Here is a 23,380-nt window from a genome sequence, read left to right as displayed (position 1 = left end):
TTTAAAAACTATTGGTATTGAAAAATTATAAAAATATTGATAGGATTAAAGTTAAAACAAATTAATGCTTTTGGGGTGTAATTATGGAGAAAAATATAGATATAAAGGAAGAAAATTATACAATGAAACATAAAACCTGTTTTTTGGATAAATGTCCGAAATTGAGATATTTTTTTGATTGGATCTTTAAAATAATTTTTATGGTTTTTAATTTTATTGTAATACCAATATTATTTGTTTTAACATTTTTAATTTTATTGTATATTATACAAAATATTATACAAAAATTTCCTCTCGATTATAAAAAAACTATAAGCAGTATTATAAGTGCAGTTTTTTCACTTGTCATTGTACCTGTTCTTTTATACTATTTTAAAACATTGGATGAACGTAAATATTTAATTTTTGAAAAAAATTGGGATGTTTTTGAAGAATTATCTGGTATTTTGATGGAGATTCATAGAAATTTACAAAATAAAGGAGATGATAAAATAAAATTATTGATAAAATTTATACAAACTCATGAAGCAAAAATTGTAATGCTTTTTCCTGATAGTTTGAATGAAGCTATAGCAAAGCTTATTTCTGAGTGTGATCCAAATAAAAAAAATGATATAATAAATAAAATTTTTTATACTAATAATTGTATTAAAGAGATAAGAAAGATAGCAGGTAAAGGTTTTTATTCTTATATACCGAATTATCTTACAAAAAATATTACTAAAAAAATGGAGGAAAAACAAAAATGATAGATATAGATTTTGATAATAAAAATTATGTTTGCCCTTATTGTGGAAATTCACAATCTTTTACTGATAAATATTATAAAAAAAACTTGGCTTTTTTCACAAAAAATTTTATTTGGTGGAAAAGAAGTTAAAGCTGAAAAAGAACTTGAAATTTACCTTTTAAAATGTGGAAATCCTCACTGTAAAATGTTTTCAGCTACTTCTTTTGATACAGTGACAAAAGAACAATTTGATATTTTCCCTGAAAGAGTATATAAAAAATTTTCTGAATATATACCCAAACAAATTCGTCAGGATTATGAAGAAGCCTGTATGATAATAGATAAAAGTCCAAAAGCCGGAGCAACATGATATAGACGTTGTTTACAAGGTATGATTAGGGATTATTGGAGAATAAAAAACAAGACTCTTGCTAAAGAAATAGATGATCTTAAAAATAAGATTCCAAATAATCAATGGCGGGCTATAAATAGTTTAAGAAAAATTGGAAATATTGGTGCTCATATGGAAAAAGATGTAAATATAATAATCAGGATAGAATATGATGAAGCAAAAAAAATGCAAAAACTGATAGAATATTTATTGGAAAAATGGTATATAGCACGTCATAATGATGAAGTGTTATTTTCAGAAATTGAAACAATTTCCAATAGTAAAAAAGAACAAAAAAATGAAAAAGTTATTTTATGTAGATTATTATCAATGGCAGGTATAATCACTTGTTTAATTAAGCTAAAAATAATAATATTTGCTGAACATACATGAGCTATTTACTCACCTATCTGCAGCAATCTGTATACCGTAGCCTGGATCGGTTTTATAGATATCGGCTGACTCCGTTTCAATGGTGTATGTTTTTGCAAGATGGGAAAAAGAGGCTGATGGGCTTATCTGCATTGAGGGAATAAAAAGATGTTTCCATGGTTTGCCCTTGTGTGCGGTGCTCCATTCCGAAACGGTTTTGCAGTAGCGGAATGCACGGTTTTTCTTTGCAATGACATCAGGTAGTTCCTGTTTGTCTTCGCCTTTTACTTCAATGAGATAAATGCAGGAGAATGTTTCGGCTACAAAATCAGGTTCGTAATGCTTGCCTCCGTTGTATTGCAGATTGAATTCTTTTTTTGCAGGACGAAGCCATTTTTGAACCGTCTGATCTTGTTCCATAATTCGAGCGAGGATGAGTTCCGGTTTGCTGTCGAACTTTGCTTCCTCAAATACTCCTTTTTTGATACCGGTAAACACAACCGATTGTATGTCTTTGTCATAAGAATCAAAGAAACGGGAAGAAGCCGAATATGTGTGCAGTTTTTAGAAGTTTTCAGTTTTATGAGTAACAAATTTGAGTGACTTGACACCTACATAGTAATTGCAGTATATTTTAATCAGAAGAAAATTATGATTTCTGCATTTAAACATAACAAAATTACGATAGAAGTGTGCGAAGATTCTCTTACATCCTGTATTTTTGACACGCTTTTTTTACTGCCTTCAACTTTTCTCTGGGAAATACTACGCAACGCTATAATTGCAACTCCTGAAAATACTCAAAAGAGCATACCTAAAGAAAAAATAGGACAATTAACACATTATGAATTTTGGCCACATTGGGCACCTTCAGGAACGGAAAATGTAAACTACGTTGAACCCGATGTGTTTATACGCTTTTCAGAATGTGATGTTATAATTGAAGCAAAACGGTATGAAATAGGTCAACAAAACCCTTTGCAGTGGAAAAAAGAAATTATCGGCTACCGCAATGAATACGGTAAAGATAATAAACAATCATACCTTATAGCTCTTGGAGGTCTCCTCAATAGCGGTATCAAAAAAATAGAAGGTGTATCTATATTTCAATGCCGATGGAGCAGTATACAGGATATAATCTGTAAAATATTGGAACATGAACAGAATAGCGTAGTTTGTTTAATACTGAAATTAGTACTACGCTATTTTGAAATTCATGGATATGTGCAGATAAAATGGTTAGAAGAAATGAGTTTGGGGGATAAACTATATAAGAACTACATAAAAAGCAGTTCACAATCAATCGGTTTTCTGTTGAGCCATAATGATTTTAAAAACTATTTACCCTTTCAAAAGTTCAGTACTTTAACCCCAGTTTTAAGAAACTATAATCAGTCTATCAGTATTCTAAAAACTACTTGGGAGGAATGGAAATGAGTACAGAGTGTAAACCAGATGATTTTGATGCAGCTATGGCAGATGTAAGGGGTGCTTTTCGTCTATTGTATACCTATAATCGGCTGATATTGGATTTAATGAAATACATATCAGCGAGACTTGATATGCCGTATGCAGGTGGTTTAGCTAAGTATGGCGATCCTAGTCCTGGAAACGGAGAAGGTAATTTGGATAATTGGGCATGGGATTGGTTAAATATGTATTTTTATGAATTTCATTTTAGAACAAAACATGAAGATATAGGATATAGTTTTTCCATTTTATTGCAAAGTGATACGGGGTTTTGGGATAGTTCATGTGATGAACTTGATATTGACAGATACACTGCAATAGAGAAATCAAAAACTCGCCTTATATTTATTTTAGGAAACAATTATTGGAATATCGATTACTTTAAAGAAGACAGCAGATTAAAATCTATAGTAGCCACAACAGATAGTGAATTTAAAATAGAAGATCCTAATGGCGGGAAAGGTTATATGCTTTGCAAGATGTTTGATATAAAAGATTTTAAAGATAGAAATGCTACAGAACAATCTTTAAAGAAATATGTAAACTATCTGAATCGTAAGGGGATTACGGCTATTAAATTGAGAGAATTGGATTAGCTTTTTCTATGTAGTTGTCGATTCATAGTCTGTTGTGCAAGTTGTGTTTTTGTATTTTATATTCTCCCTCTCAGAGTGTTCAAGCTTCTCTCATGAACTTTCGGAATAGCACCATACTAACAATGGCTGTTTGCAATCATATATTTTGATGAACTGCAAGTATTTTTGAGGTTTTCTGAGACTCATTATTCCTGCAATGTAGTCAGCCGTGTATTCGGGAAAACGGTTTGGCATTGGTCTATTCCTTTTCTCCTTCGTTTTCAGTATGTGATAAAATCCATTGTTTTATTATTGAGTTCAATAAAATCACTGTGCAAGTTCCTTATATGCTTCAAGATTTTTATGTATAAGATTATTGGAAACTTCAAAAAGTTTTTTGTCCGAAACAATTTCAGCTTTTGTTCCAAATAATGAAGTATCCGATAATTTATCTGCTTGAGTTTCTTTTGTGTTTTCTTCGTGCGTTTGTTTACTCAATTCTTTATTTTTTAGAAATAAATGTTCAATATAATGCTGTACTTCCTGCTGCAATTCTTTTGAAAGTAAATTATATTGATGTAACATTACCTCATTCATGCATACATACCTTTTAACCAAATACGGCTTTTCTTAAAATTGCATTTATGAAAGTTTGATATTCCTTTCCTTGAGCTTTTAGGGCTTCTATAATATCCGTATCAATGGTTACTTGTACAGTTTCTTTTTTACGTTTTTGTGATTCCTTACGCAGTTCATAATAAGGGCGAAACTGTTTAAGGTCTTCTTTCGTCTGTTTGGGACAGTCCGAAAAGTCGGTGTTTTGAAAGTTTTTAATTTCGTTTAGCCGTTTTTCCGTAAGCGGCGGAAGATTTTTAACTTCATCGAGCGTCATAGTTTTCATAATATTCTGCCTCCTCATCAGCTTCTGCTTTTCTTGCAGAGATAAGCCGTATTTTATCATTACGGTCTGTATATACAACAAACAAAATAATCATATTATTCATCTGACCTATAATATCAATTCTATCTTCTTCTAAAGTCGAATTGTTAATATCATATTTTACGATTTATTTGAACTGCCTATTAGTATTTATCTTTCTATATATTCATCGCTACTTTCTCGATATTTTTCGGGGGTATCAAACGGTTTTCAATTTGAAGAATTGATGTCGTAAAATAATCCGGTACGGCCGGTTAGCACAATCAATCAATGAATTAAATCTTGAGGTTATTCTTACAGTCCACTACTAGTTAACTTTTTCAGCTTATCCATCTTACTGTCACTATTCATCATAATCACCTCAGTCTAAATCAGCAACTTTTACCACTTATTCCCGATTTTTATTTTCGTAAAGTTCGGTGAATCTCCAAATATGCGGGCAATATCGGATTCTCTAAATCTGTTGTTTTCAATTGAAACGTATTTTAAGGAATAACATTTATAAAAAGCATAATCACCTATTTGAGTAACAGAACTCGGAATCGTTATACTTGTTAAACAGGTACAGCTAGAAAAAGCATTCTCACCTATTTTAGTAACAGAATACGGAATGGTTATACTTTTTAAACTACTACAGCCCACAAAAGTATAATCACCTATTTCAGTAACAGAATACGGAATGGTTATACTTTTTAAACCGTTACAGCTTGCAAAAGCGCTCTTACCTATTTTAGTAACAGAATTTGGAATGGTTATACTTTTTAAACCTGTACATTTATAAAAAGTATAATCACCTATTTGAGTCACAGAATTCGGAATGGTTATACTTGTTAAACCGCTACAGTTCTCAAAAGCCCTCTCATCTATTTCAGTAACAGAATTCGGAATGGTTATACTTGTTAAGCCACGGCAGCCAGAAAAAGCTTTACTATCTATTGTAGAAAATACACTCGGTATCACTATATCCGTAAAGAAAGTATCTTTTACCCTTGTCAGAATATACTTACCGTTACGTACTTTATACTTAAACGCTTCAAGTGGTGTTTCTTTCAATCCGGCGGAAACATTTGGTGCATTATCTTTCGTAGCCTTTACACTTGACAACGCTTCTTGCTTTGCGCCGCATTCGTTACAAAATGTTGCGTTGTGCAGGAGTATTGCACCACAGTGAGGGCAATTGTTATCTTGTTTTGCACCGCACTTATGACAAAATTTTGCGTTCATAGGAAGAAGTGCTCCGCACTGTACGCATTTGCTTCCGGCCGACTCCTGTACTTCCGCCTTTTTTATCGTTTGAGATAAGTCTTTCATGCACGAGGGACAATACCGATGTTCGCCGATAATTTCCGTCTTACATGACGGGCAAAAATATCTCGGTAGATTTACATCTTCGGCAATATTTCCTGCTTTTGTACTTCCCGGCATTGCCCCGCATATCGGGCATTTTGCCGTTCCGTCAGCAAGACGGAAGCCGCATACTTTACATTTCATTTTCTTTCTCCTCAAGTTTTTTCAAATAATTTTGTTCCTCACGGCTCCCGTGCTCACCGGCCTTTTTGTACCATTCAAGCGAAAGCTCTTCGTCTTGCTGGAAACCATTGCCACCTCTATTCATCATAATCACCTCAGTATAAATCAGCAACTTTTACCACTTATTCCCGTAACCAACTGAGAAGCCCTGAACATACGCTTAATATCGAATTGTATTTTTTTTTCATGCGGAGATTATCCAAGGAAACACAGCCCTCAAAAGCATAACCGCCTATTTGCGTAACAGAACTCGGAATGTTTATACTTGTTAAACCGCTACAGCCCCGAAAAGCAGCATCGCCTATTTGAGTAACAGAATCCGGAATGGTTATACTTGTTAAACCGCTACAGCCCTCAAAAGTATAACCGCCTATTTGAGTAACAGAACTCGGAATTGTTATACTTGTTAAACCGCTACAGCTCCGAAAAGCAGCATCGTCTATTTGAGTAACAGAACTCGGAATAGTTATACTTGTTAAACCGCTACAGTTCGCAAAAGCCCGGCAACCTATTTGAGTAACAGAACTTGGAATTGTTATACTTGTTAAACCGCTACACCCGCAAAAAGCCTCCCAATTTATTTTAGTAACAGAATCCGGAATGGTTATGCTTATTAAACCGCTACAGCCCCGAAAAGCAGCGTCGCCTATTTTAGCAACAGAATTCGGAATGGTTATACTTGTTAAACCGCTATAGCCAGAAAAAGCTTCATGCCATATTGTAGAAAACACACTCGGTATCACTATATCCGTAAGAGAAGTGTTTTTTATCCCTTTAAGAATATAGTTTCTGCCGCGTTTCTCATACTTAAACGCTTGAAGCGGTGTTTCTTTCAGTCCGGCGGAAACATTTGCTGCTTCTTGCTTTGCGCCGCACTTATGACAAAATTTTGCGCCGACAGGAAGTGATACTCCGCACTTTATGCAGTTATTCCAATCCTGCTCCTTGATACCAACTGTTTTTGCTGCTTCACTCAATTCTTTCATGCACGAGGGACAATACCGATGTTCGCCGATAATTTCCGTCTTACATGACGGGCAAAGATATCTCGGCAAATTTGCATCTTCGGCAATATTTCCTGCTTTTGTACTTCTCGGCATTGCCCCGCATATCGGGCATTTTGCCGCTCCGTCAGCAAGACGGAATCCGCATACTTTACATTTCATTTTCTTTCGCCTCAAGCTGTTTCAAATAATTTTGTGCCTCAAGGCTTCCGTGCTCACCGGCCTTTTTATACCATTCAAGCGAAAGCTCTTCGTCCTGCTGAATTCCCCTGCCGTCACGGTAACATTTGCCGAGCTTACATTCTGCTTCGGGATGTCCTTGTTTGGCAGCTGCAAAAGTCCACCTGATTGCTTCGGCAAAGTTCTGCCGCACACCGCAATGCTCGTAATCCTGCGGTCTGCCGAAATAAAGACTTACTTCATATTGGGCTTCTTTCATTCCGTATTCAGCCGACTTGAGAAAATATTTGAATGCGTCGGCATGGTTGCCGGTTTGTTGGAGAGCCTGAGCCTCCTCAAAAAGAAGTACTGCAATCGGTTCTTTTGCCTCTTTTATTCCGCCTTCTATTGCCTTTGCAAGGTATCCGATTGCCGTCTTTGGTGATTTTTGGCGAATCATATAGCCAAACCGATAACAACCTTCGGGGGAGCCAAGATCCGCCGCTTCACGAAATTTCTTTTCAGCTTTATCCGGCATTTCCTTAGCCTTTTTTCCTTCTTCAACCAGTTTTGCCGCCTTGAGAGCATTTTTGATATCATCTTTGCTTATGTCTACAAAACCTGCAAGAGTTACATCGTCCCCGCTTCCGCGTTTTGAGATGTCCGGAAGGGAGCTATTTATTTCGTCGTTTGCAAGTTCAACCTGTTTTTTTGCCGCAGTCTTCCAATTAAAATCAAAAAAGCCCATTACCTGTTTACTGCCAAAATTATATGTGCGAAAAAGTGAGAGTATTCTTTGATAAAAGGTAAAAAGCTGGCCTTTGTTTGCAAAGCTGTTCGCAATTCCGTCCGTCGAACAGAAGACCGCATCGATTTTACAAGTACCGAATGCGATTCTAAATTCATGTTCCGCATCCTTATCACAAAGTGATGTGGTTTGATTCAAAAAATTGCGTTCATCTTCGGGAACAGGCATAAAAAATCCGGTTTTATTATGCACGGCAATATCGCCGTCACCGATTTGCACCGCAAACCAGAAATGTTCCGCAGCAACAAAGCAGAGGAAGGTTGTGCCGTAAATCGGGCGTAAAACCTCGTTTGCTTTATCGCAGTAACCGGAAGCGAGTGCGTCCCTGTAATAATCTGCCGCCTGTTTGTCTTCCCGCTCCAAGAATTTGAGTTCTTCCTCTGTTATAGGATTTTCGGTACGGTCGGAATCTACCATTCTTTTCCATTCGGTAAGCAACGAAGGTACAAGCATGGAAAGGATATTTTTGTGCACTGCGGCATCGTCAATGTGTACTTTGTCACAAGATTCCTGAACAAGTGAATAATCATACGGAATGTCTTTCAGCAGTCTTGCAATTTCGTCAATATGGGCAGGGAGTATTTTCTTTATGGAGGCAATGGCCAGCTCCGCACCTCGTGCACTGCGAAAATACGGAGCTCCGCCATGACCGTCGCACGCAACGGTCAAATAATATGGCGTTTTATGAGAGGTATCAGCCGGGAAAAATTGGGAGCAGGATTTGTCCTGACAGGGAAATTTCTGCCCCAACTCTTTGTTTTCTGCAGATTCCTCTTTTTTACTGTGGCTTGCACCCTGAACGGATTGTGCAAACATACATCGCTCTGATTTTACCATTACCAGCCTTCGTCAATATTTTCTTCAGGATCAAGTTCCTGTCTTTCAGCCTGAATTTCAGCAACAACCTGCTGTTCCTTTGCTTCATGCCCGAAACCGTCGCCTGCCTTTGCACTTCCGATCCTTGACGATGTTACGGAAACAAAGCGAATCATGCGTTTCATCGCCGCCTTATTATGAATCGGGATGACTAGCTCGCTGTTGCCGGTAAATTTTGCAAGAACATCATTGTCGGCATCTTGTCCTATTGACAAAGCGATTTTAATTGCTGCCCCGAACCATTTGTTTTGTTTTAATGTCGCAAGCCCGCCATTAAAATCATCCGTAGGTGCACCATCACTCATAAGAATGATGACAGGTGCATAATTTCCTACCTTATCTTGTAAAAAAGAATTGCGGTTGAGCTTTGAATTCAGTTCACGGCATGCTTCACCTAAATCCGTCACGCCGCCAGCTTCTAAGTCCTGCCAGCGGAATGTGTCAAAATCCTGCGGAAGCGGTGTAATCCATTCGGTACCGCTTGCAAAGTCAAGTACGGCAATTTTAATGAGTGCATCCGCGTTGCTGTCCGAAATATCTTTAATATCAGGAATGGTTTCACGCATTGCGTCATTAAGGCTTGCGATTTTTTCGCCCTCCATACTGCCGGATGTGTCAATTAGGAAAAACATAATCATTGTTTTTCGCGGAATTTCCGTTGCTTCTGAAAGTATACTCATTTAATCTCTCCTCTTTATATAATTTCCCCTTCAGTACTACCGAAAGATATTTTTAATCCACGTGCTATGGGAATCACTTTCCCATTTTCTATTGTTTCTTCTTTTCCCTGCGGTGTGTGCTTTACCCATGTCTTTTTTCCCGTATTCCGTAAACCCCAGATTTTAGGATTGTTTTTGTTCCGGATTACCACACCGACATCTTCATCAAGGCTTTCGCTTTCAATATCTACACTGTCATCAACTTGATAGAGGTATATTTTACGCTCCGGCTCAAGGATTATATCGCCGCTTTTAAGGCGGAGAATCGCTGGGCGATCAAAAGGCTTGCCGCAGTTTATACACTTTGCACGCTCGGTTTGCGTATCAAAGAAGGTTTCCTCACCGCAGAACGGGCATATTGCAAGCTCAGAGTGAAGCCGCGTCAGTTCTTTGAGCCATGTTTTTTCAATAACTCTGTCCTCACGCCCGTTTCCGTCGCACTGAATATGCTCCTTTGCAAATGCCTTTATGAACACATCCTGAATGTGTTTGGGATAAATAGACCAAAATAGGAGTGCATTTTTGTGGATGTAAGGGTTAGGTCTATTTGACTTGTCGACAGGGTCAAAAATAAAAATAGGGTTCAAACAATAAAGGTTCATTGCGTTTTTTGCAGGATCGATGCGGTTGTTGTCCTTCAAGCCATCGAGAGGATGGCTTTTGCAGAAAAGAAGAAATAGAATCACCGCAAGCGAGAATCTGTCGGAATAAGTGTCCGGCAGGTTCGTCGCATGCACAACTTCCGGTGCCATATATTTCGGTTTTCCCTGAATACCGAGGTTCTGACGGTCGGGGGCAACATTGTCATTGTCGCAGATAAGAACATCGCCGCTTTCTGGATTGATAAAAAAGTTTCCATCATTCAAGTCCTGATAGCTAAATCCTAGATTGTGCAATTTTTTAAAGCTAGCCGTAATCTGTAAAGCAGCGTTCACAATTGCGGAAAAAATTTTTAAATTGTACCCTGTTTAATAGAAATAAGTCAAAATCTTTGTAGCGGGAAGGACGCAGCTCCATAACATAGCCGAAATATTTTCCTTCTTGTATTTCCGTAAGGGCAAGTGGCCACAAGAATGTTCGGGCAGGGCTTCCTTTTTCGATATTGCGTTTGAGATTTTCGTAAAAACGCTCCGAGTTGTCTCCAACACCCTTTGAATACCATTTAAGTGCCCGCTCCTTACCCCCATACAAAACTCTATAGACAATTCCCTGACCGCCTTCGCCGAGTACATCCCGAACGGTGATTTTTTCGCCATTGATTGTTTTAATAACAGCGTTTGTTTTTAACCGCCCCATTAATATCCTCCTCCTTGAACAATACCCCATCCATCGTTGGAAATCATTCCCGTATTTCCGCACCACGGACAGGTAGATTCAAATTCGCCTTTGTAGCAGTAGATTTTTCCGCAATCTCCGCATTGGACAAGTTCTTTGCTATGACAGTAGGGGCAGCCTGGAAAAGTTGCATCCGCATCCATATTTGATAAATCCATCTCCGACTGAAAGCCTTCCCGCTCTGCAGTGATAGGCTTCATAGGGAACGCCCATGTCTGAAACCAGGTCTGCCCGCGCTTCTCAAGCCGGATTCCATACACACCGTGCGACACCTGACACATCGGAGTGATAACAATTGCCGTTTTTTTCATATCAACCTCTCTTTTTCATTAGTCTAAAAATATATCTCTATCACCGATTGTTACTTTCGTAAAGCGCGGTAAATATCCAAATATACGGGCAATATCGAATTTATTAAAATTCGTGTTTTCAATCGATACATTCTTCAATGACATACAGCCCGCAAAAGCCAAATGACCAATTTTAATAACAGAACTTGGAATGGTTATATCCATTAAGCTTCTACAGTCCCCAAAAGCCCAATCACCTATTTCAGTAACAGAATTCGGAATGGTTATACTTGTTAAACGGATACAGTTCTTAAAAGTAGAAGTAGCTATTTCAGTAACAGAATTCGGAATGGTTATATCCGTTAAGCTGCTACAGCCATAAAAAGCCCTCCAACGTATTTCAGTAACAGAATTCGGAATGGTTATACTTGTTAAACGACTACAGTTCTCAAAAGCTTTACGCCCTATTGTAGAAAACACACTTGGTATCACTATATCCGTAGGGGAAGTATATTTTATCCCTGTAAGAATATACTTGATGCCGTTTTTCTGATATTTAAACACTTCAAGAGGTGTTTCTTTCAGCCTGACGGAAACATTTGGTGCATTATCTTTCGTAGGCTTTACGCTTGATAACGCTTCTTGCCTTGCCCCGCACTTATGGCAAAATTGTGCACCGACAGGAAGAGATGCTCCGCACTGTATGCAGTTATTGCTGCCTTGCTCCTGTACTTCCGCGTTTTTTGCCGCTTGAGATAAATCTTTCATGCACGAGGGACAATACCGATGTTCGCCGATAATTTGCGCCTTACATGATGGGCAAAAATATCTCGGCAAATTTGCATCTTCGGCAATATTTCCGGCTTTTGTACTTCCTGCTATTGCTCCGCACATCGGGCATTTTTTCATTTCATCAGTAAGACGGAAGCCGCATACTTTACATTTTGCCATTTATTATACCTCCGGATTTTAAGATTTAAAATAAGACTCCCTTATATATAGTACATATTTATTATTTTAGTTATTTTTTATAAATTGTCTAGTATAAAAATCAGCTTTTTTATCTTAATATTTTATCTTTTCACAGTTAAAATCTTTTCGAGATTTTAGTTTGCATCGTCTTTGATTAAGATACGCTGTTCCGGTTTTATAGGCTTATCCTTGGTGTACCACGTTAGTTCAAGTTTTTGGGACATAGGTGTAGTATAGCACAAAAGAGGGAAAAGGGGGAGGGGGGTTAAATTTGGGGTCAGTTCAAGATGATACAATAATAAAATTTATTATTTGGAAAATTCCAGTTCGATTTTTATTTTTTGTAAATATGTTTTTATTGTTTCCCATCGTGTCTGTTTACGTACTAATATTGTAATTACTATATCAATTATTACTGCTAGCATCGCTATAAGTGACATTAATAACACTAAATTAATTAATTTAATATTTTGAAATTTATTTACTATAATTGGTATAACGAATATATTTATAATAATAGAAAGTATTCTTAGATAGGAATATCTATTTTTCTGAGATTCCAAATTTGCACATTCAATAGCTGGATATATCTTTGAAGTTAAATTATTTTTGATAAAAGTTATTTTGAAATTTGTATAAGCTGAATTTTTGTTTAGTTTTTCCTTTGCTAGAAAATTTTCAAAATTTTTAAGTATTATTAGGCGGAATATAAATGAAATAATGATATAACAAATAGCAATAATGGTTGTGTATTTTAAGTAAAATGGGCTAAGTGCAAATAAAATTGAAATCAAGGCATATACACTCCATAATATTTTAAATATTAGCCCTCTTATTCCTGATTTATTGCTAAATAGATATTTTGATAAGGACTGTAATTTAACAGCCTGACGATACATATTGTCAAGCATATTTTTTATTTCATCATATGTCATTTTTAACTTCCTTTTTTATACATGTTTATTTATAATAAGAGCCTCTATTATTTAAAATAGCAAATTCTTACTAAAAAATCAACTAAATTAACATAAAAAATCACGGCTTACGCACGAAAAAAAATAGCCGATATTTAAACTATGAAAACATTAAAAGAATATTTTAACGAACTTAATGATAATCGTCAGTCTGGCAAAGTAAAACATCTAATCAGCGAAATATTGGTAATAGCACTGTGTGCTGTTTGTAGCGGAGTTCAAACTGTATTTGAAATAGGGGAATTTGCCGAAGTAAAAAAGGATTGGCTAAAAAATGAGATAGGACTATTGTTAGAAAATGGAGTTCCTTCGCACGACACCATAGGAAGAGTCCTTGCGATGATTAATCCCAAACAATTTCAAAACCTTTTTATCTCGTGGATTGAACAATCCCTTAATATTCCGACAGGTTCATACATTCACATTGATGGAAAAACATTACGTGGAAGTGCAAGTGAACAAAGTAGAGGTATTCATTTGGTAAGTGCATTTGCTCACGAAGCGGGAGTTGTACTAGGACAAATAAAATGTGCTGAAAAATCGAATGAAATCACAGCAATTCCTGAACTCCTTAACCTTTTAAAACTAAAAAGCTCGATAATTACTATAGATGCCATGGGTTGTCAAAAAGAAATAGCAAAAGAAATCACAAAGAAAAAATGTGATTATGTATTGGCTCTAAAAGAAAATCAACCGGCAGCGTATAATGATGTAAAAGATTATTTTTCTATAGAAGATAAAGACTTTCAAAACACACTTTTAAGATTTGAAACCTTGGATATAGGGCATGGCAGAGAAGAAAAAAGAGAATACTTTCTTTCTTCTAATATAAACTGGTTTGCAGATAAGAATAAATGGGCAAATTTAAAGAGTTTTGGAATGGTCAAAAGCACTGTAAGGTGCAAAGGCAAACAATACAGTGAAAAGCGTTACTTTATTAGCAGTATAGAGGATATAAATGAGTTTGTAACAGCTGTAAGAACACATTGGACAATAGAAAACACCTTACACTGGTCGCTGGATGTAATATTTAGAGACGATGAATGTCAAATTCGAGAAAAAAATACTGCTGAAAACATAGCAATTTTAAGGAGGATTTGCTTTAATCGAATGAAAATGTATCAAAACGGTAAAACTCTGAAAAGGAAGAAGATGCTTTGTACTTTTGATGATTCATTTAGGTTTAATGTTTTATTTAGCTAAGGAATTCATGCGTAAGCCGTGCATAAAAAATCGTAAATTATACCTATTTTTGCACTTTTTATGCAAAAATAGCTTGAATTTTATATATAAAAAGCCGATATTGGCTTATGGAAGCACCTTTATAAAACTATCAGGAGTTGATTATGATCCTTGAATTTTCTATTGCAAATACCTTTTCTATCAGCGAAAAACAAACAATCAGCTTTGAAGCTGTAATAAATGATACCGAAACTGATGCACGGCATTATGTAGAATGCGGAGGTAAAAAAATTCTTAAACTTGCATGTATTTACGGGGCAAATGCTGCGGGAAAAACAAAGATGCTTGAGGCACTGCAATTTTATATGAGTTTTCTTCTCAGCTCATTTAATAAATTAAAACCTGATGAGAAAATTGGGGTTGTTCCATTCAAATTTGATCCGCATTTTCAAAATCAACCGAGCGAGTTTGATCTGATTTTTTATATAAAAGATACAGAAACCGCACAATATATCCGGTATGAGTATAACCTACAGCTTACAACGGAAAAAGTCCTCTATGAATCATTATTCTATGCTCCGAAAGGGCAAAAAAAACGTATTTTCGAGCGAAGTGAAAATAATAAAATAAAATGGGGCAGTGATATTACCGGGGCAAAAAAAATACTTGAGGATATGACCAGGCCTAATTGTTCAGTTATTTCTACCGGAGCACAAATCGAACATTTAATTCTTAATAAAATATATAGGTATTTTATTTTAAATTTTACAGGATTGTATGTTGATAACAATGGGTTTATGATGAGAAATGCATTGATGCTTGTAAAGAAAAATAATAATTTTAAGAATAAACTTATACAATTACTTTCTGCTGCAGATATGACAACAATAAAAAATATAGAGGTTAAAGAAATCCCTATTTCTGAAGAATTATTTATTCAACTACCTAAAGATATTCAAGAAAGAGTATCTGTTAGCAATAATGGATATATATTAGAAGATATAGTTTTAACACATTGTTACAATGGAATTAATTATATATTATCTTTTTCACAAGAATCTGCCGGAACGGTAAAAATGATTGGAATGAGTACAATATTGTTCTTAATTGTTCAATTAAATTATATCTTTACTTTTGATGAACTTGAATCATCTCTTCACCAAGAGTTGATAGAATTGTTTTTAGATCTTTTTCTTGAGATATCTGATCATTCTCAACTGCTTTTTACAACTCATAATCAAGATTTGCTGGATTCCGGACTGTTGCGTGATGATGAAGTGTGGTTTTGTTATAAAACACAGGAAGGTAACAGTGTCTATAACAGTATTACTGACTATAAAGGAATTCGAAAAGAAACTTCCCGTAAAAAACTCTATAATGCAGATACATTTGGTGCCTTGCCCAATATCAATATTAATTTATTAAAGGAATTATTTTATGCCGAGAAAAACAGGAAAAATACCAAGTAATAAGACTGTTTTGATTGTTGTTGAAGGAAAAACTGAACAGCGGTATTTTTCTGAAATGAAGTCTATCGAAAGAATTCCGGGCATTACAATTATTCCGAAACAGGCAAAACACAGTTCTCTCGAGAGTATTTTAAAAACTGCATTAGATGAAAAGAAGTCAAATGTGTATGATTCAGTATGGTGTGTTTTTGACTATGATACAATTTTAGAAAAAGGTATTTCAGAAAAGACAAAAAAATTGAAAGCTCAAGTTGAAAGGAGTGAAATTTATATTGCAGATTCTCTCCCTTCATTTGAAATATGGTTTTTATTGCACTATGTAATACCACAAAAATATTACCATGATCAAAATACCCTTATAAAAGAACTATATAAATATTTTCCTGAATATGAAAAAGCAATATGTACGGTTTATTCTAAATTGAAGGATTTAAATGGAACAGCAATTAGAAATAGCTATGCATTATTAGAACGTAATAAACAAAATCATGATAAACATGCTTCATTTTGCAATGTTTATAAAATATTTGAAGAGCTTAAACTTGTAAAAAGGTAAAAAAAATTTATACAGTAATTATTTTTCTAAAAAATGATCAAAATTGTGAATCAAGAGGTTTAACAGATTCCGAAAAGATAGTTAATCACGGTTTCGACAAAAAAACATCTTTTAGGAATATGTAGCAGATATTTGTTTACTCAACAAGACAATGAGATTATTACCTGCGGAAAGTCGCTTAGGGTTTCGGGAAACCGAATCCGCATTCTAGGTACATTGGAAGACTGCGGTGTGTACTGTGTACCTCAAGACGGTTCGGAGCCTATAAAGGTAAAAGAAGAACATATCTTTACCAACACTCCTTCGTTGGTGGAATTCTTTGTTCCTGCCGAACTTGAAAAAGATAAAGAATACGCCATCCGTATTTGCACTCAGTTCTCGTCGGGTGCAGTACCCGTCAAGGATCTCCGCACTGGGGAAACGGATTTTTATCTAAAAGCCGTATAGGTTGGTTAAGGCGGAGCCTTGTTTACCGCTCCGCCTTAGTCTTTTAGCTGTTACAACCCTTCCGGCTGATCTGTAAAAGGATTAGCTGGAAGGGGTGTTTTAATAAATAGGGTAGGTTAAATCACTATGGGGATAAAGTTGACATAGCTAATTTATTCCTCAAAAGATTCTATTGTAACTGCTCTATTTAATCGACGCTCAGTTCCCCATCTACTTGTCTTTCCAATAGGAATAACTACTAATATGTCAGAAGGTATACCTCTTTTTACAAGACCTTTTTTTATATTTTCAGCACGCTCTTTAGCTAGAACCATTTCATCAATTTCATTTTGAAATTCTGCTACATATCCGCATATCTTAAATTTTAATTTAGGGTTTTGCCTTAGTTTTGTTTTTATTTCCTGTGCCATATTATCAAACCAAATTTCAGCTTCTTGTGGATTTACAAAATCTCTTCTATCTGCTCTAAATTCAAAAGATTTTGTTTCTTTTAAAAATACTTTTTCCGCGTTATGCACAGGTTTTGTTTCCGTTTGAATTTTGGGAGTTTCAATACTAGAAGTGACAGGCAGGGGGGCTTTTTCATTAAAGTTACATCCTTTGCAGGTACGTAATAAAAGTAAAAGAATTATAATAGCTGGAATAATAAGTATTACTTTCCAAGGAATACCAATTTTTAGCTTTTTATGTGTTTTCCACTTTTCTTCGGGTTCAATACCGAGTATAAGTTTTATTAGCCAGTTTACAGTTGCTTTTTTTCTAAATAATTTGAAAAATAAAGAATTGGGTTTTGATATTCTGTAAATATGTTCAGGAAGATTTTTATTATTAGATACTAGTTTTGCAAAACATTTTTCAGTTAAATCAGGCAATTTGCTGTTTTCGGAGTTTACACAAATTTGCCTAAATGAAAGTTCGTTGTTAAATTTTGCCTGTATATGTTTATCATATTTTTTACCGGTCATAAAAATAACTGCATCAGGTTTACATATTTTTATTTCATTTAGAAGAAGATTGAAATATTGGTTTTCTGCAGTTTCTATTTCTTTATTCGGTTTTGAAAATTTATAAATAGAATTCCAAATAAACATGGGATTATTTTGAGATGTATTTAAATTATGTGTAAGTTTTTTTGCAAAATTACCGAATGCATTAGCCGGAGAAAATTTATAATCTTTATACATTTCAAACATTGAAAGGAGCTTTTTAGGAGTTTGCATACTTTCGTCATATGTTAGTGACAGGTGATTTTCCATATCTACAAACATTACTTTTATATTTGTTTTTTCATATTGTTTTTCATTAATATGAATAAATAAGGGACCAAAATTCTTTCTTGCAATAGGGACGGTTTCAAAAACTTTACTTAAGCCGCCTGCATTTTTCTTATAAAGTCTGATAAGTTTTAAATTTTTAGGACAACCGTATGCATGTTCTTTTTTAAATTTCTGTACGCCCATCTTTATATCAAAACCGGCAGTAATGCCAAACGATACCGCTCCTACAAAATTTAAATGTAATAAAAATGACATATTTGTAAATCCGCCTGAACGAATAGCAGCATCAGCAGTATCAAATATTTCAAATGTGCCTTTTGAAATTGTCAACATACGTACAATAGTTCTATTTTTAAAAGGTAATATTTCTTTTAAATCGATGCGGTTGAAATCCGTAAAATTTGAAATGTTTTTTGACTGAAATTCAATAATTAAGCGACGAATAAAATAAAATCCTCGTACAAGACATTCATTGATAATTACAGGGACTGTCTGCCGACCTAACTCTTCGCCAACAGCAAGTTCGGCTCGCAAATCAAAAGGTTGTTCTGTTCCAGAAATAATCTTACCATTTTCATCATGTTGAGCCAATAAAGTTCCATTAAAAAGCTTTGAAATCCAAACAGAGACTTCTTTATTTCCGTCTTTATTCATCTTTTTAAAAAAAGATAAAGAAGATAATTCTTTTAGAAGAGATAAAATAGGACCTGGTAAACCTGTACCATAACCGCCTTTTGCAACAGTTCCAGATGAACCAGCCATATCACTCATCATATGAAAAAACCAGTGAATCACTCCAAAATAAAATTTTTCTTGTATATTTTTACCTATGAGTGTTTTATCAGTTATATCAACAATTTGAAATAAACCAGCGGTATTTGTTCCATATGCTTTTTCTGTGAATTGAGATAGTAAAGAGAAAAATAGCCCTACTGGTGTTGGATGATGGGTAAAGTCTCGTAAGTGATGTTGCAATCCTCCTCCAAAGTTGGAAGTAACACTATCAGCGGCTATTGGATATTTTTGTTCAAGTTCATGAATTGAACTTGCCAACATTTTTGAAGTTCCATTCTTTTTATCTTCTTCAAGAGCTTGTTGAATTTCTTGTTGTACTTTTTCTTTCTCATTTTTTATTATTTCTTTTATATTATCTGAAGATAATTTTCTACCATTTTTTATAGTTTCATTTTTTGCTTTTGCTATAGCTCTGCTTATAGCTTCTTCCTCTTTTAACTTTTGTGTTGATTTTATAATTATATTATTAATTTTTTCATTGCTCCATTCTTTTCCTCGTGCAAAATCAAATTCTCCAACAAAAAATGAATCAATAAGCCCGCATAAAATACCGCAGCCTACCGACACCAGATAATCTGTCGTGTCTGCATGATTTGTTAAATCATGAGTTCCGCAAAGATCTTCTTCTACAGCCTGCAAATCTCTAAAGATTTTTGTTTTTGTAAGATCTTCATTTTCAAAATCGGCTACAAACTCAACTTTAGTTCCGTCATTCAAAGTTATAGGTTCACTCTTCAAATTACCGTCTGCATCGGGTTTGATGTCTAGAAGTTTTACTTCTTCATTATTCTCTAAAGTATTTTCATCATTACTCATTTGAGACTCCTTTTAATTATAATACTTTACAATTTCATGTGTGTACTAATTTTAATATAAATATATAAAAAAACGCACAAGACAAAATAAAATAATTGACTTGTGCGTACAGTATTAAAGAGAAAAAAATATAAAAGATTTTGACTTAGTTTGTTGATTGTGTCATTTTGACACGTGGGGGGGGTAAAATGGCACAGTGTTTTGGTTAGAAGATCACTGCGTTTTTTTACCTTATCTAAAGCATTTAATGAGAAAATTTTAAAAAAGCATAAACTCAAAAAATCCTGCATATGCTTACCTTAGCATAAAAATATCTATTTTGTCAAGCATTATGAACAAGGATTAAATTTATATATCCCTCTGCATTATAATCTAAGTGTAAATTTCAATAGACCAATAATATTTATTGGAAAAATATTTATAGGTTTTGTCTTTTAGTAAAATTTTAAATTCTTTTTCGGTATAAAAGTTTTTCATTATTTCATACTCGATGCCGTCTTTAAGTTTTCGTATTTGATAGGTATTGCCGTTTTTATCGGTTTTGGATATCGGAGTACTTTCTCCTTCCACAAAAAGGTTGTCCATAAAGAATATTAAAGAAGGCTTTTTAGTTTTTTCTATGAGAGTTTCGACAAGATTTAAAAATTCATGTTTTGTCAGATGACTTGCCAAAAAGCCTATAAATATGCCGTTGTATTCGTTATTAGGTTTATAGTTTCTATAATCCAAAATTGCAAATTCCGGCTTGCAGGCTTTAAAAATTTTTTGTTTTGCAAGTTCCAGTACTTCTTTATTAATGTCGGTTGCAAGTACGGTTTTTGCAGTCTTGGTTAATGTTTCCGTCCAAAATCCGGTTCCGCAGGCAAGCTCTAATACATTCCTGTTTTGAAAAAGTTTTTTAATATAATCTTGATATTTAAGAATACTCTCTTGTCTTTCCGGTTTTTTATATATGTCTTCATATTCTTTTGCTCTTTTTTTGTAATATTCTATCATAGCTTTTACTTTTCCTTTGCGAGCTTTAAGTTTCCCTCATAGTCCAGATCGCCGTCCATACCGAAAGCTTTGAAAATTGAATTCTTATCTTTTTTGTTGGCGGGATTATTTAGGCCGCCGCCGGTTGCAGGATAAAGGGGGGCGTTTGATTTTGCTTTTATACATTCTTCCAATTTTTCTATGTTTAAAGAAAAGCCTATTGATTCTGCCCGGTAATTTTTATGATACCATTCTTCGTCTTTGTATAGAGCGTATTCTTTTAAAGACATTTCTTTATATATCAAGCCGTATTGGAGATAGGCAATATCCTTGTCTTGATGATTTATACTCTTGCTTGTCGATATTGGAGCGTCATTTAAGTCTTGGTAAGTAACTTTTTTGTTTCCGATAATTTTGTATTCGCCGTAATAGATATTGTTATCCATGATGGGCTGTGCGGGGAGGGAAGGGCATTGTTCCAATTCGTCAAGATTGATGTTTATGCCGGTGCTGATTTTATGGTAGACCTTTACAATTAAAGCGGTTCCCATGAGGTTGTTAAGACCGTAGTTTTTATTCTTTTTAAATTCCGGATTTTTTCTTAACTTAACAATATCGATTAAAATTTTTCCGAAACCGTATTGCCGTCTTCCTATTTTAAAAGCAAAGATATCTCCTTCTTTATATTTTTGGTTAGCTCTTTTTTCGTTTTTAAAATTTTCCAAATCGGTTAAATCTTCTTTTGATGTTTCCTTTATCCATTTTTCAATCCAAGAATTGAGAGCCGAAGCCTTGCTTTCTTTTAAGTTTTCCGAATAGTAGGTTTTTTGTGTGGTGTAGTTTCCGATAAGCACATGTCCGCTTCCGAATGAAAAATACACTCCGATTCCTTTAAATGATTGAGTTGCCGTAAAGTTTAATTTTTTCGGTTTTCCTTTTGCCGTCTTGGGAAGCACAATGGTTCTGTTTTCTCCCGTTTCAACATCAAGCTCGTTTTCTTTATAGTAAAAAGCTTCTCCCTCATAGTCCGATGCGGAAATTTCTTTTTTGATAGTATCTCCGTCAAAATAATATAGGCTGCCTTTTATATCCATTACTTCCCAGTGAGCCTCAATCGGATTTAGACCCAGATACTTTCTTTGTTCGTTGGTTAAGATAAATTTTTTAGACATGCTTAATTCCTTTTAATAATTGTACCTTTTTTTATACTATTAGGCAAGGGTGAGGTTAATCTAATTTTCAGTATTTTTGAATAAGATATATTGTTTTTATGCTTTTTTTATATAAATAAATTCCGACAATGGCGAAACTTAGACATATTGGAATTATTATATAAATAAAATTTAAATTTATAATAAAAAATAATGAAGTTGATATTATAATAGTGATTATAGCAATTATATGCGTGATAATAGATGCCGTACTATGCTTTATAACGCTTATCTCATCATTCCAATTTAGATTTAAATATTTGATGTTAAAAAAAATTCCTACAGTCGAAATAAAAAAGGAATAAAAAACAGGTACAAAGACTGTTAATAAAATTTGTAAAAAACCGCTCCGTATATTCGGTAAAATGGCAATCATTGCAAAAAGATATCCTATTAAATGAATACTCATATTGACTGCTATTTTACTATTTAAAATTTGGGATATGCCGATTGGAGCTGTTTGTAGTATCCATAAATTTTTTCCTTCCAAAGATATTGATGAAGATGTGGTACAGCTCATAAGAAAAAATGCCCCTATCACCGATGAACCGTAGTGTGTAAGAATATGTTCAAGACCTCTAATACCGAGTAATATTTCAATCTTGTTAAATCCCAATATCATGCAACCGACAGATAAGACACATAAAGATATAATACCTAATCCGCAATTTAATACACGAATAGGCGAAGTAATAAAACGGTTAAACTCTTTTAAATATAAACTAAAAAATGGTGTTCTTAAAATAGATTTTGTTTTTTTATTTTTAAAGCTTTGAGTGTTTAGTTTTTGATGAATTTTATTATAGTTTTTACCTATAAAAAATATATATACAATGGTTACAATAATTGTAAGACTTATAAATTGTAAAATCTTTAGGTAAATATTTTGATCTATATAAAATAATTTGGATAACGGAAATATTTTATATAATTGTGTTTGAAGTAAATTGTCTAATAAAATGGAATCTAAATCGCGATTAAATGATACGGTTATAAAATATCCTGTCATCAATAAATAAAAAAACAAAATCGATATTTGATTTTTTCTTTTAAAAAATACACTGCAATATTCTATAATAATACTTAATATGGAAGCTATACACATAGGTATCATCGGGAGGGCGAAGCCTGACAGTAAAAATATTATTCCGGCAGAGACACTGATAATTTTTTTTAAAATTAAAAGAATGACTGCCGGAAATATACAGCTGCAACTGATAATAAGATTTAAAAAATATAGTATTAAAAATTTACTTAGAACTACTTCTTTTTCTCTAATCGGTAAAGATGCTAACATATTAAAATCTTTATTATAAAAAAACATTGAGTTACTTTTTAGCACAGTCATCATAAAAATAAAAAAACTTGATATTGCTGCCGAATAGGATAGGGTAAAAGAATGCAGCCCTAATTTCATTATTGAATTTATCGAAATAATATTATATAGGCATAACAAAAAAAATATTACGATAAATCCTAATAAATGATAGTTGTTTTTTTCCGAATT

27 protein-coding genes are annotated in these 23,380 nt (G+C 34.2%); 9 read left to right on the top strand and 18 right to left on the bottom strand.

Annotation, left to right across the window (positions count from 1 at the left end):
- The first annotated feature begins 83 nt into the window (after positions 1-83).
- From E4O00_RS10355 to E4O00_RS10345, 3 genes are read left to right on the top strand one after another with little or no spacing between them, the layout of a single operon-like run.
- Positions 84-749 carry a hypothetical protein gene (locus E4O00_RS10355; protein WP_253677293.1) on the top strand — a complete coding sequence of 222 codons (666 nt, stop codon included), beginning with the start codon at positions 84-86 and terminating at the stop codon, positions 747-749.
- A 12-nt stretch (positions 750-761) separates the two neighbouring features.
- The gene (locus E4O00_RS10350; RefSeq protein ID WP_253677292.1) at positions 762-1,100 is read left to right on the top strand and encodes a hypothetical protein; all 339 of its coding nucleotides are present in this window, start codon (positions 762-764) and stop codon (positions 1,098-1,100) included.
- Between the two features lie 21 nt (positions 1,101-1,121).
- Positions 1,122-1,514, top strand: a complete 393-nt coding sequence (locus E4O00_RS10345) for a DUF4145 domain-containing protein (protein WP_253677291.1) — start codon at positions 1,122-1,124, stop codon at positions 1,512-1,514.
- 9 nt (positions 1,515-1,523) lie between these two features.
- On the opposite strand, the gene E4O00_RS10340 is transcribed toward E4O00_RS10345, so the two are convergent.
- The gene (locus tag E4O00_RS10340) at positions 1,524-1,991 is read right to left on the bottom strand and encodes a hypothetical protein (protein WP_253677290.1); all 468 of its coding nucleotides are present in this window, start codon (positions 1,989-1,991) and stop codon (positions 1,524-1,526) included.
- A 153-nt stretch (positions 1,992-2,144) separates the two neighbouring features.
- Between E4O00_RS10340 and E4O00_RS10335 the strand changes: the two genes are divergently transcribed.
- Together E4O00_RS10335 and E4O00_RS10330 are read left to right on the top strand one after the other, a co-directional pair.
- A complete protein-coding gene (locus E4O00_RS10335; RefSeq protein ID WP_253677289.1) occupies positions 2,145-2,930 on the top strand; it encodes a hypothetical protein in 786 nt (261 codons plus the stop codon).
- Positions 2,927-3,559: a hypothetical protein gene (locus E4O00_RS10330; RefSeq protein ID WP_253677288.1), complete on the top strand. Its 633-nt coding sequence runs from the start codon at positions 2,927-2,929 to the stop codon at positions 3,557-3,559. Before E4O00_RS10335 ends, E4O00_RS10330 begins: the two co-directional genes overlap by 4 nt.
- A gap of 306 nt (positions 3,560-3,865) precedes the next feature.
- On the opposite strand, the gene E4O00_RS10325 is transcribed toward E4O00_RS10330, so the two are convergent.
- The 13 genes from E4O00_RS10325 to E4O00_RS10265 form a co-directional block, all read right to left on the bottom strand.
- Positions 3,866-4,135: a hypothetical protein gene (locus E4O00_RS10325; protein ID WP_253677287.1), complete on the bottom strand. Its 270-nt coding sequence runs from the start codon at positions 4,133-4,135 to the stop codon at positions 3,866-3,868.
- 13 nt (positions 4,136-4,148) lie between these two features.
- A complete protein-coding gene (locus tag E4O00_RS10320; protein ID WP_253677286.1) occupies positions 4,149-4,439 on the bottom strand; it encodes a BrnA antitoxin family protein in 291 nt (96 codons plus the stop codon).
- Positions 4,417-4,590 (bottom strand): BrnT family toxin, encoded by a 174-nt coding sequence (locus E4O00_RS10315; protein ID WP_256481900.1) that lies wholly within the window; start codon positions 4,588-4,590, stop codon positions 4,417-4,419. The genes E4O00_RS10320 and E4O00_RS10315 overlap by 23 nt, the downstream gene beginning before the upstream one ends.
- A gap of 269 nt (positions 4,591-4,859) precedes the next feature.
- On the bottom strand, positions 4,860-5,969 hold the full coding sequence (locus tag E4O00_RS10310) for a leucine-rich repeat protein (protein WP_253677284.1): 1,110 nt from the start codon (positions 5,967-5,969) through the stop codon (positions 4,860-4,862).
- Positions 5,959-6,096: a hypothetical protein gene (locus E4O00_RS10305; RefSeq protein ID WP_253677283.1), complete on the bottom strand. Its 138-nt coding sequence runs from the start codon at positions 6,094-6,096 to the stop codon at positions 5,959-5,961. The genes E4O00_RS10310 and E4O00_RS10305 overlap by 11 nt, the downstream gene beginning before the upstream one ends.
- Before the next feature lie 34 nt (positions 6,097-6,130).
- Positions 6,131-7,174: a leucine-rich repeat protein gene (locus tag E4O00_RS10300; protein ID WP_253677282.1), complete on the bottom strand. Its 1,044-nt coding sequence runs from the start codon at positions 7,172-7,174 to the stop codon at positions 6,131-6,133.
- A complete protein-coding gene (locus tag E4O00_RS10295; protein WP_253677281.1) occupies positions 7,164-8,816 on the bottom strand; it encodes a protein phosphatase 2C domain-containing protein in 1,653 nt (550 codons plus the stop codon). The genes E4O00_RS10300 and E4O00_RS10295 overlap by 11 nt, the downstream gene beginning before the upstream one ends.
- Positions 8,816-9,535 (bottom strand): vWA domain-containing protein, encoded by a 720-nt coding sequence (locus E4O00_RS10290; protein ID WP_253677280.1) that lies wholly within the window; start codon positions 9,533-9,535, stop codon positions 8,816-8,818. Before E4O00_RS10290 ends, E4O00_RS10295 begins: the two co-directional genes overlap by 1 nt.
- 14 nt (positions 9,536-9,549) lie before the next feature.
- Complete coding sequence (locus tag E4O00_RS10285) at positions 9,550-10,509, bottom strand: protein kinase domain-containing protein (protein ID WP_253677279.1); 960 nt, start codon at positions 10,507-10,509, stop codon at positions 9,550-9,552.
- Positions 10,481-10,870 carry a hypothetical protein gene (locus E4O00_RS10280; protein WP_253677278.1) on the bottom strand — a complete coding sequence of 130 codons (390 nt, stop codon included), beginning with the start codon at positions 10,868-10,870 and terminating at the stop codon, positions 10,481-10,483. Before E4O00_RS10280 ends, E4O00_RS10285 begins: the two co-directional genes overlap by 29 nt.
- Positions 10,870-11,109: a TerY-C metal binding domain-containing protein gene (locus E4O00_RS10275; protein ID WP_253677277.1), complete on the bottom strand. Its 240-nt coding sequence runs from the start codon at positions 11,107-11,109 to the stop codon at positions 10,870-10,872. Before E4O00_RS10275 ends, E4O00_RS10280 begins: the two co-directional genes overlap by 1 nt.
- Before the next feature lie 129 nt (positions 11,110-11,238).
- On the bottom strand, positions 11,239-12,150 hold the full coding sequence (locus E4O00_RS10270) for a leucine-rich repeat protein (protein WP_253677276.1): 912 nt from the start codon (positions 12,148-12,150) through the stop codon (positions 11,239-11,241).
- A gap of 329 nt (positions 12,151-12,479) precedes the next feature.
- Positions 12,480-13,106: a hypothetical protein gene (locus tag E4O00_RS10265; protein WP_253677275.1), complete on the bottom strand. Its 627-nt coding sequence runs from the start codon at positions 13,104-13,106 to the stop codon at positions 12,480-12,482.
- 141 nt (positions 13,107-13,247) lie between these two features.
- On the opposite strand from E4O00_RS10265, the gene E4O00_RS10260 reads away from it, so the two are divergent.
- From E4O00_RS10260 to E4O00_RS10245, 4 genes are all read left to right on the top strand, one after another.
- Positions 13,248-14,348, top strand: a complete 1,101-nt coding sequence (locus E4O00_RS10260) for an ISAs1 family transposase (RefSeq protein WP_253677274.1) — start codon at positions 13,248-13,250, stop codon at positions 14,346-14,348.
- A gap of 143 nt (positions 14,349-14,491) precedes the next feature.
- Positions 14,492-15,796, top strand: a complete 1,305-nt coding sequence (locus E4O00_RS10255; RefSeq protein WP_253677273.1) for an AAA family ATPase — start codon at positions 14,492-14,494, stop codon at positions 15,794-15,796.
- Complete coding sequence (locus tag E4O00_RS10250) at positions 15,765-16,352, top strand: RloB family protein (RefSeq protein WP_253677272.1); 588 nt, start codon at positions 15,765-15,767, stop codon at positions 16,350-16,352. Before E4O00_RS10255 ends, E4O00_RS10250 begins: the two co-directional genes overlap by 32 nt.
- A gap of 132 nt (positions 16,353-16,484) precedes the next feature.
- The gene (locus tag E4O00_RS10245; RefSeq protein WP_253677271.1) at positions 16,485-16,799 is read left to right on the top strand and encodes a DUF4469 domain-containing protein; all 315 of its coding nucleotides are present in this window, start codon (positions 16,485-16,487) and stop codon (positions 16,797-16,799) included.
- A 152-nt stretch (positions 16,800-16,951) separates the two neighbouring features.
- Here E4O00_RS10245 and E4O00_RS10240 read toward each other — a convergent pair whose 3' ends face one another.
- The 4 genes from E4O00_RS10240 to E4O00_RS10225 all read right to left on the bottom strand — a co-directional run bounded on the left by E4O00_RS10240 (position 16,952) and on the right by E4O00_RS10225 (position 23,170).
- Positions 16,952-19,687 (bottom strand): OmpA family protein, encoded by a 2,736-nt coding sequence (locus E4O00_RS10240; protein WP_253677270.1) that lies wholly within the window; start codon positions 19,685-19,687, stop codon positions 16,952-16,954.
- Between the two features lie 372 nt (positions 19,688-20,059).
- The gene (locus E4O00_RS10235; protein ID WP_253677269.1) at positions 20,060-20,683 is read right to left on the bottom strand and encodes a class I SAM-dependent methyltransferase; all 624 of its coding nucleotides are present in this window, start codon (positions 20,681-20,683) and stop codon (positions 20,060-20,062) included.
- Between the two features lie 5 nt (positions 20,684-20,688).
- Positions 20,689-21,834 carry an immunity 26/phosphotriesterase HocA family protein gene (locus E4O00_RS10230; RefSeq protein WP_253677268.1) on the bottom strand — a complete coding sequence of 382 codons (1,146 nt, stop codon included), beginning with the start codon at positions 21,832-21,834 and terminating at the stop codon, positions 20,689-20,691.
- A gap of 67 nt (positions 21,835-21,901) precedes the next feature.
- Positions 21,902-23,170 carry a hypothetical protein gene (locus tag E4O00_RS10225; protein WP_253677267.1) on the bottom strand — a complete coding sequence of 423 codons (1,269 nt, stop codon included), beginning with the start codon at positions 23,168-23,170 and terminating at the stop codon, positions 21,902-21,904.
- Positions 23,171-23,380: the final 210 nt, after the last annotated feature.

The sequence above is a fragment of the Treponema sp. OMZ 788 genome (genome assembly GCF_024181245.1).
Taxonomy (GTDB): domain Bacteria; phylum Spirochaetota; class Spirochaetia; order Treponematales; family Treponemataceae; genus Treponema_B.
The sequence above is the reverse complement of the archived record's forward strand: the minus strand, read 5'-3'. Positions and strand labels throughout refer to the sequence as shown.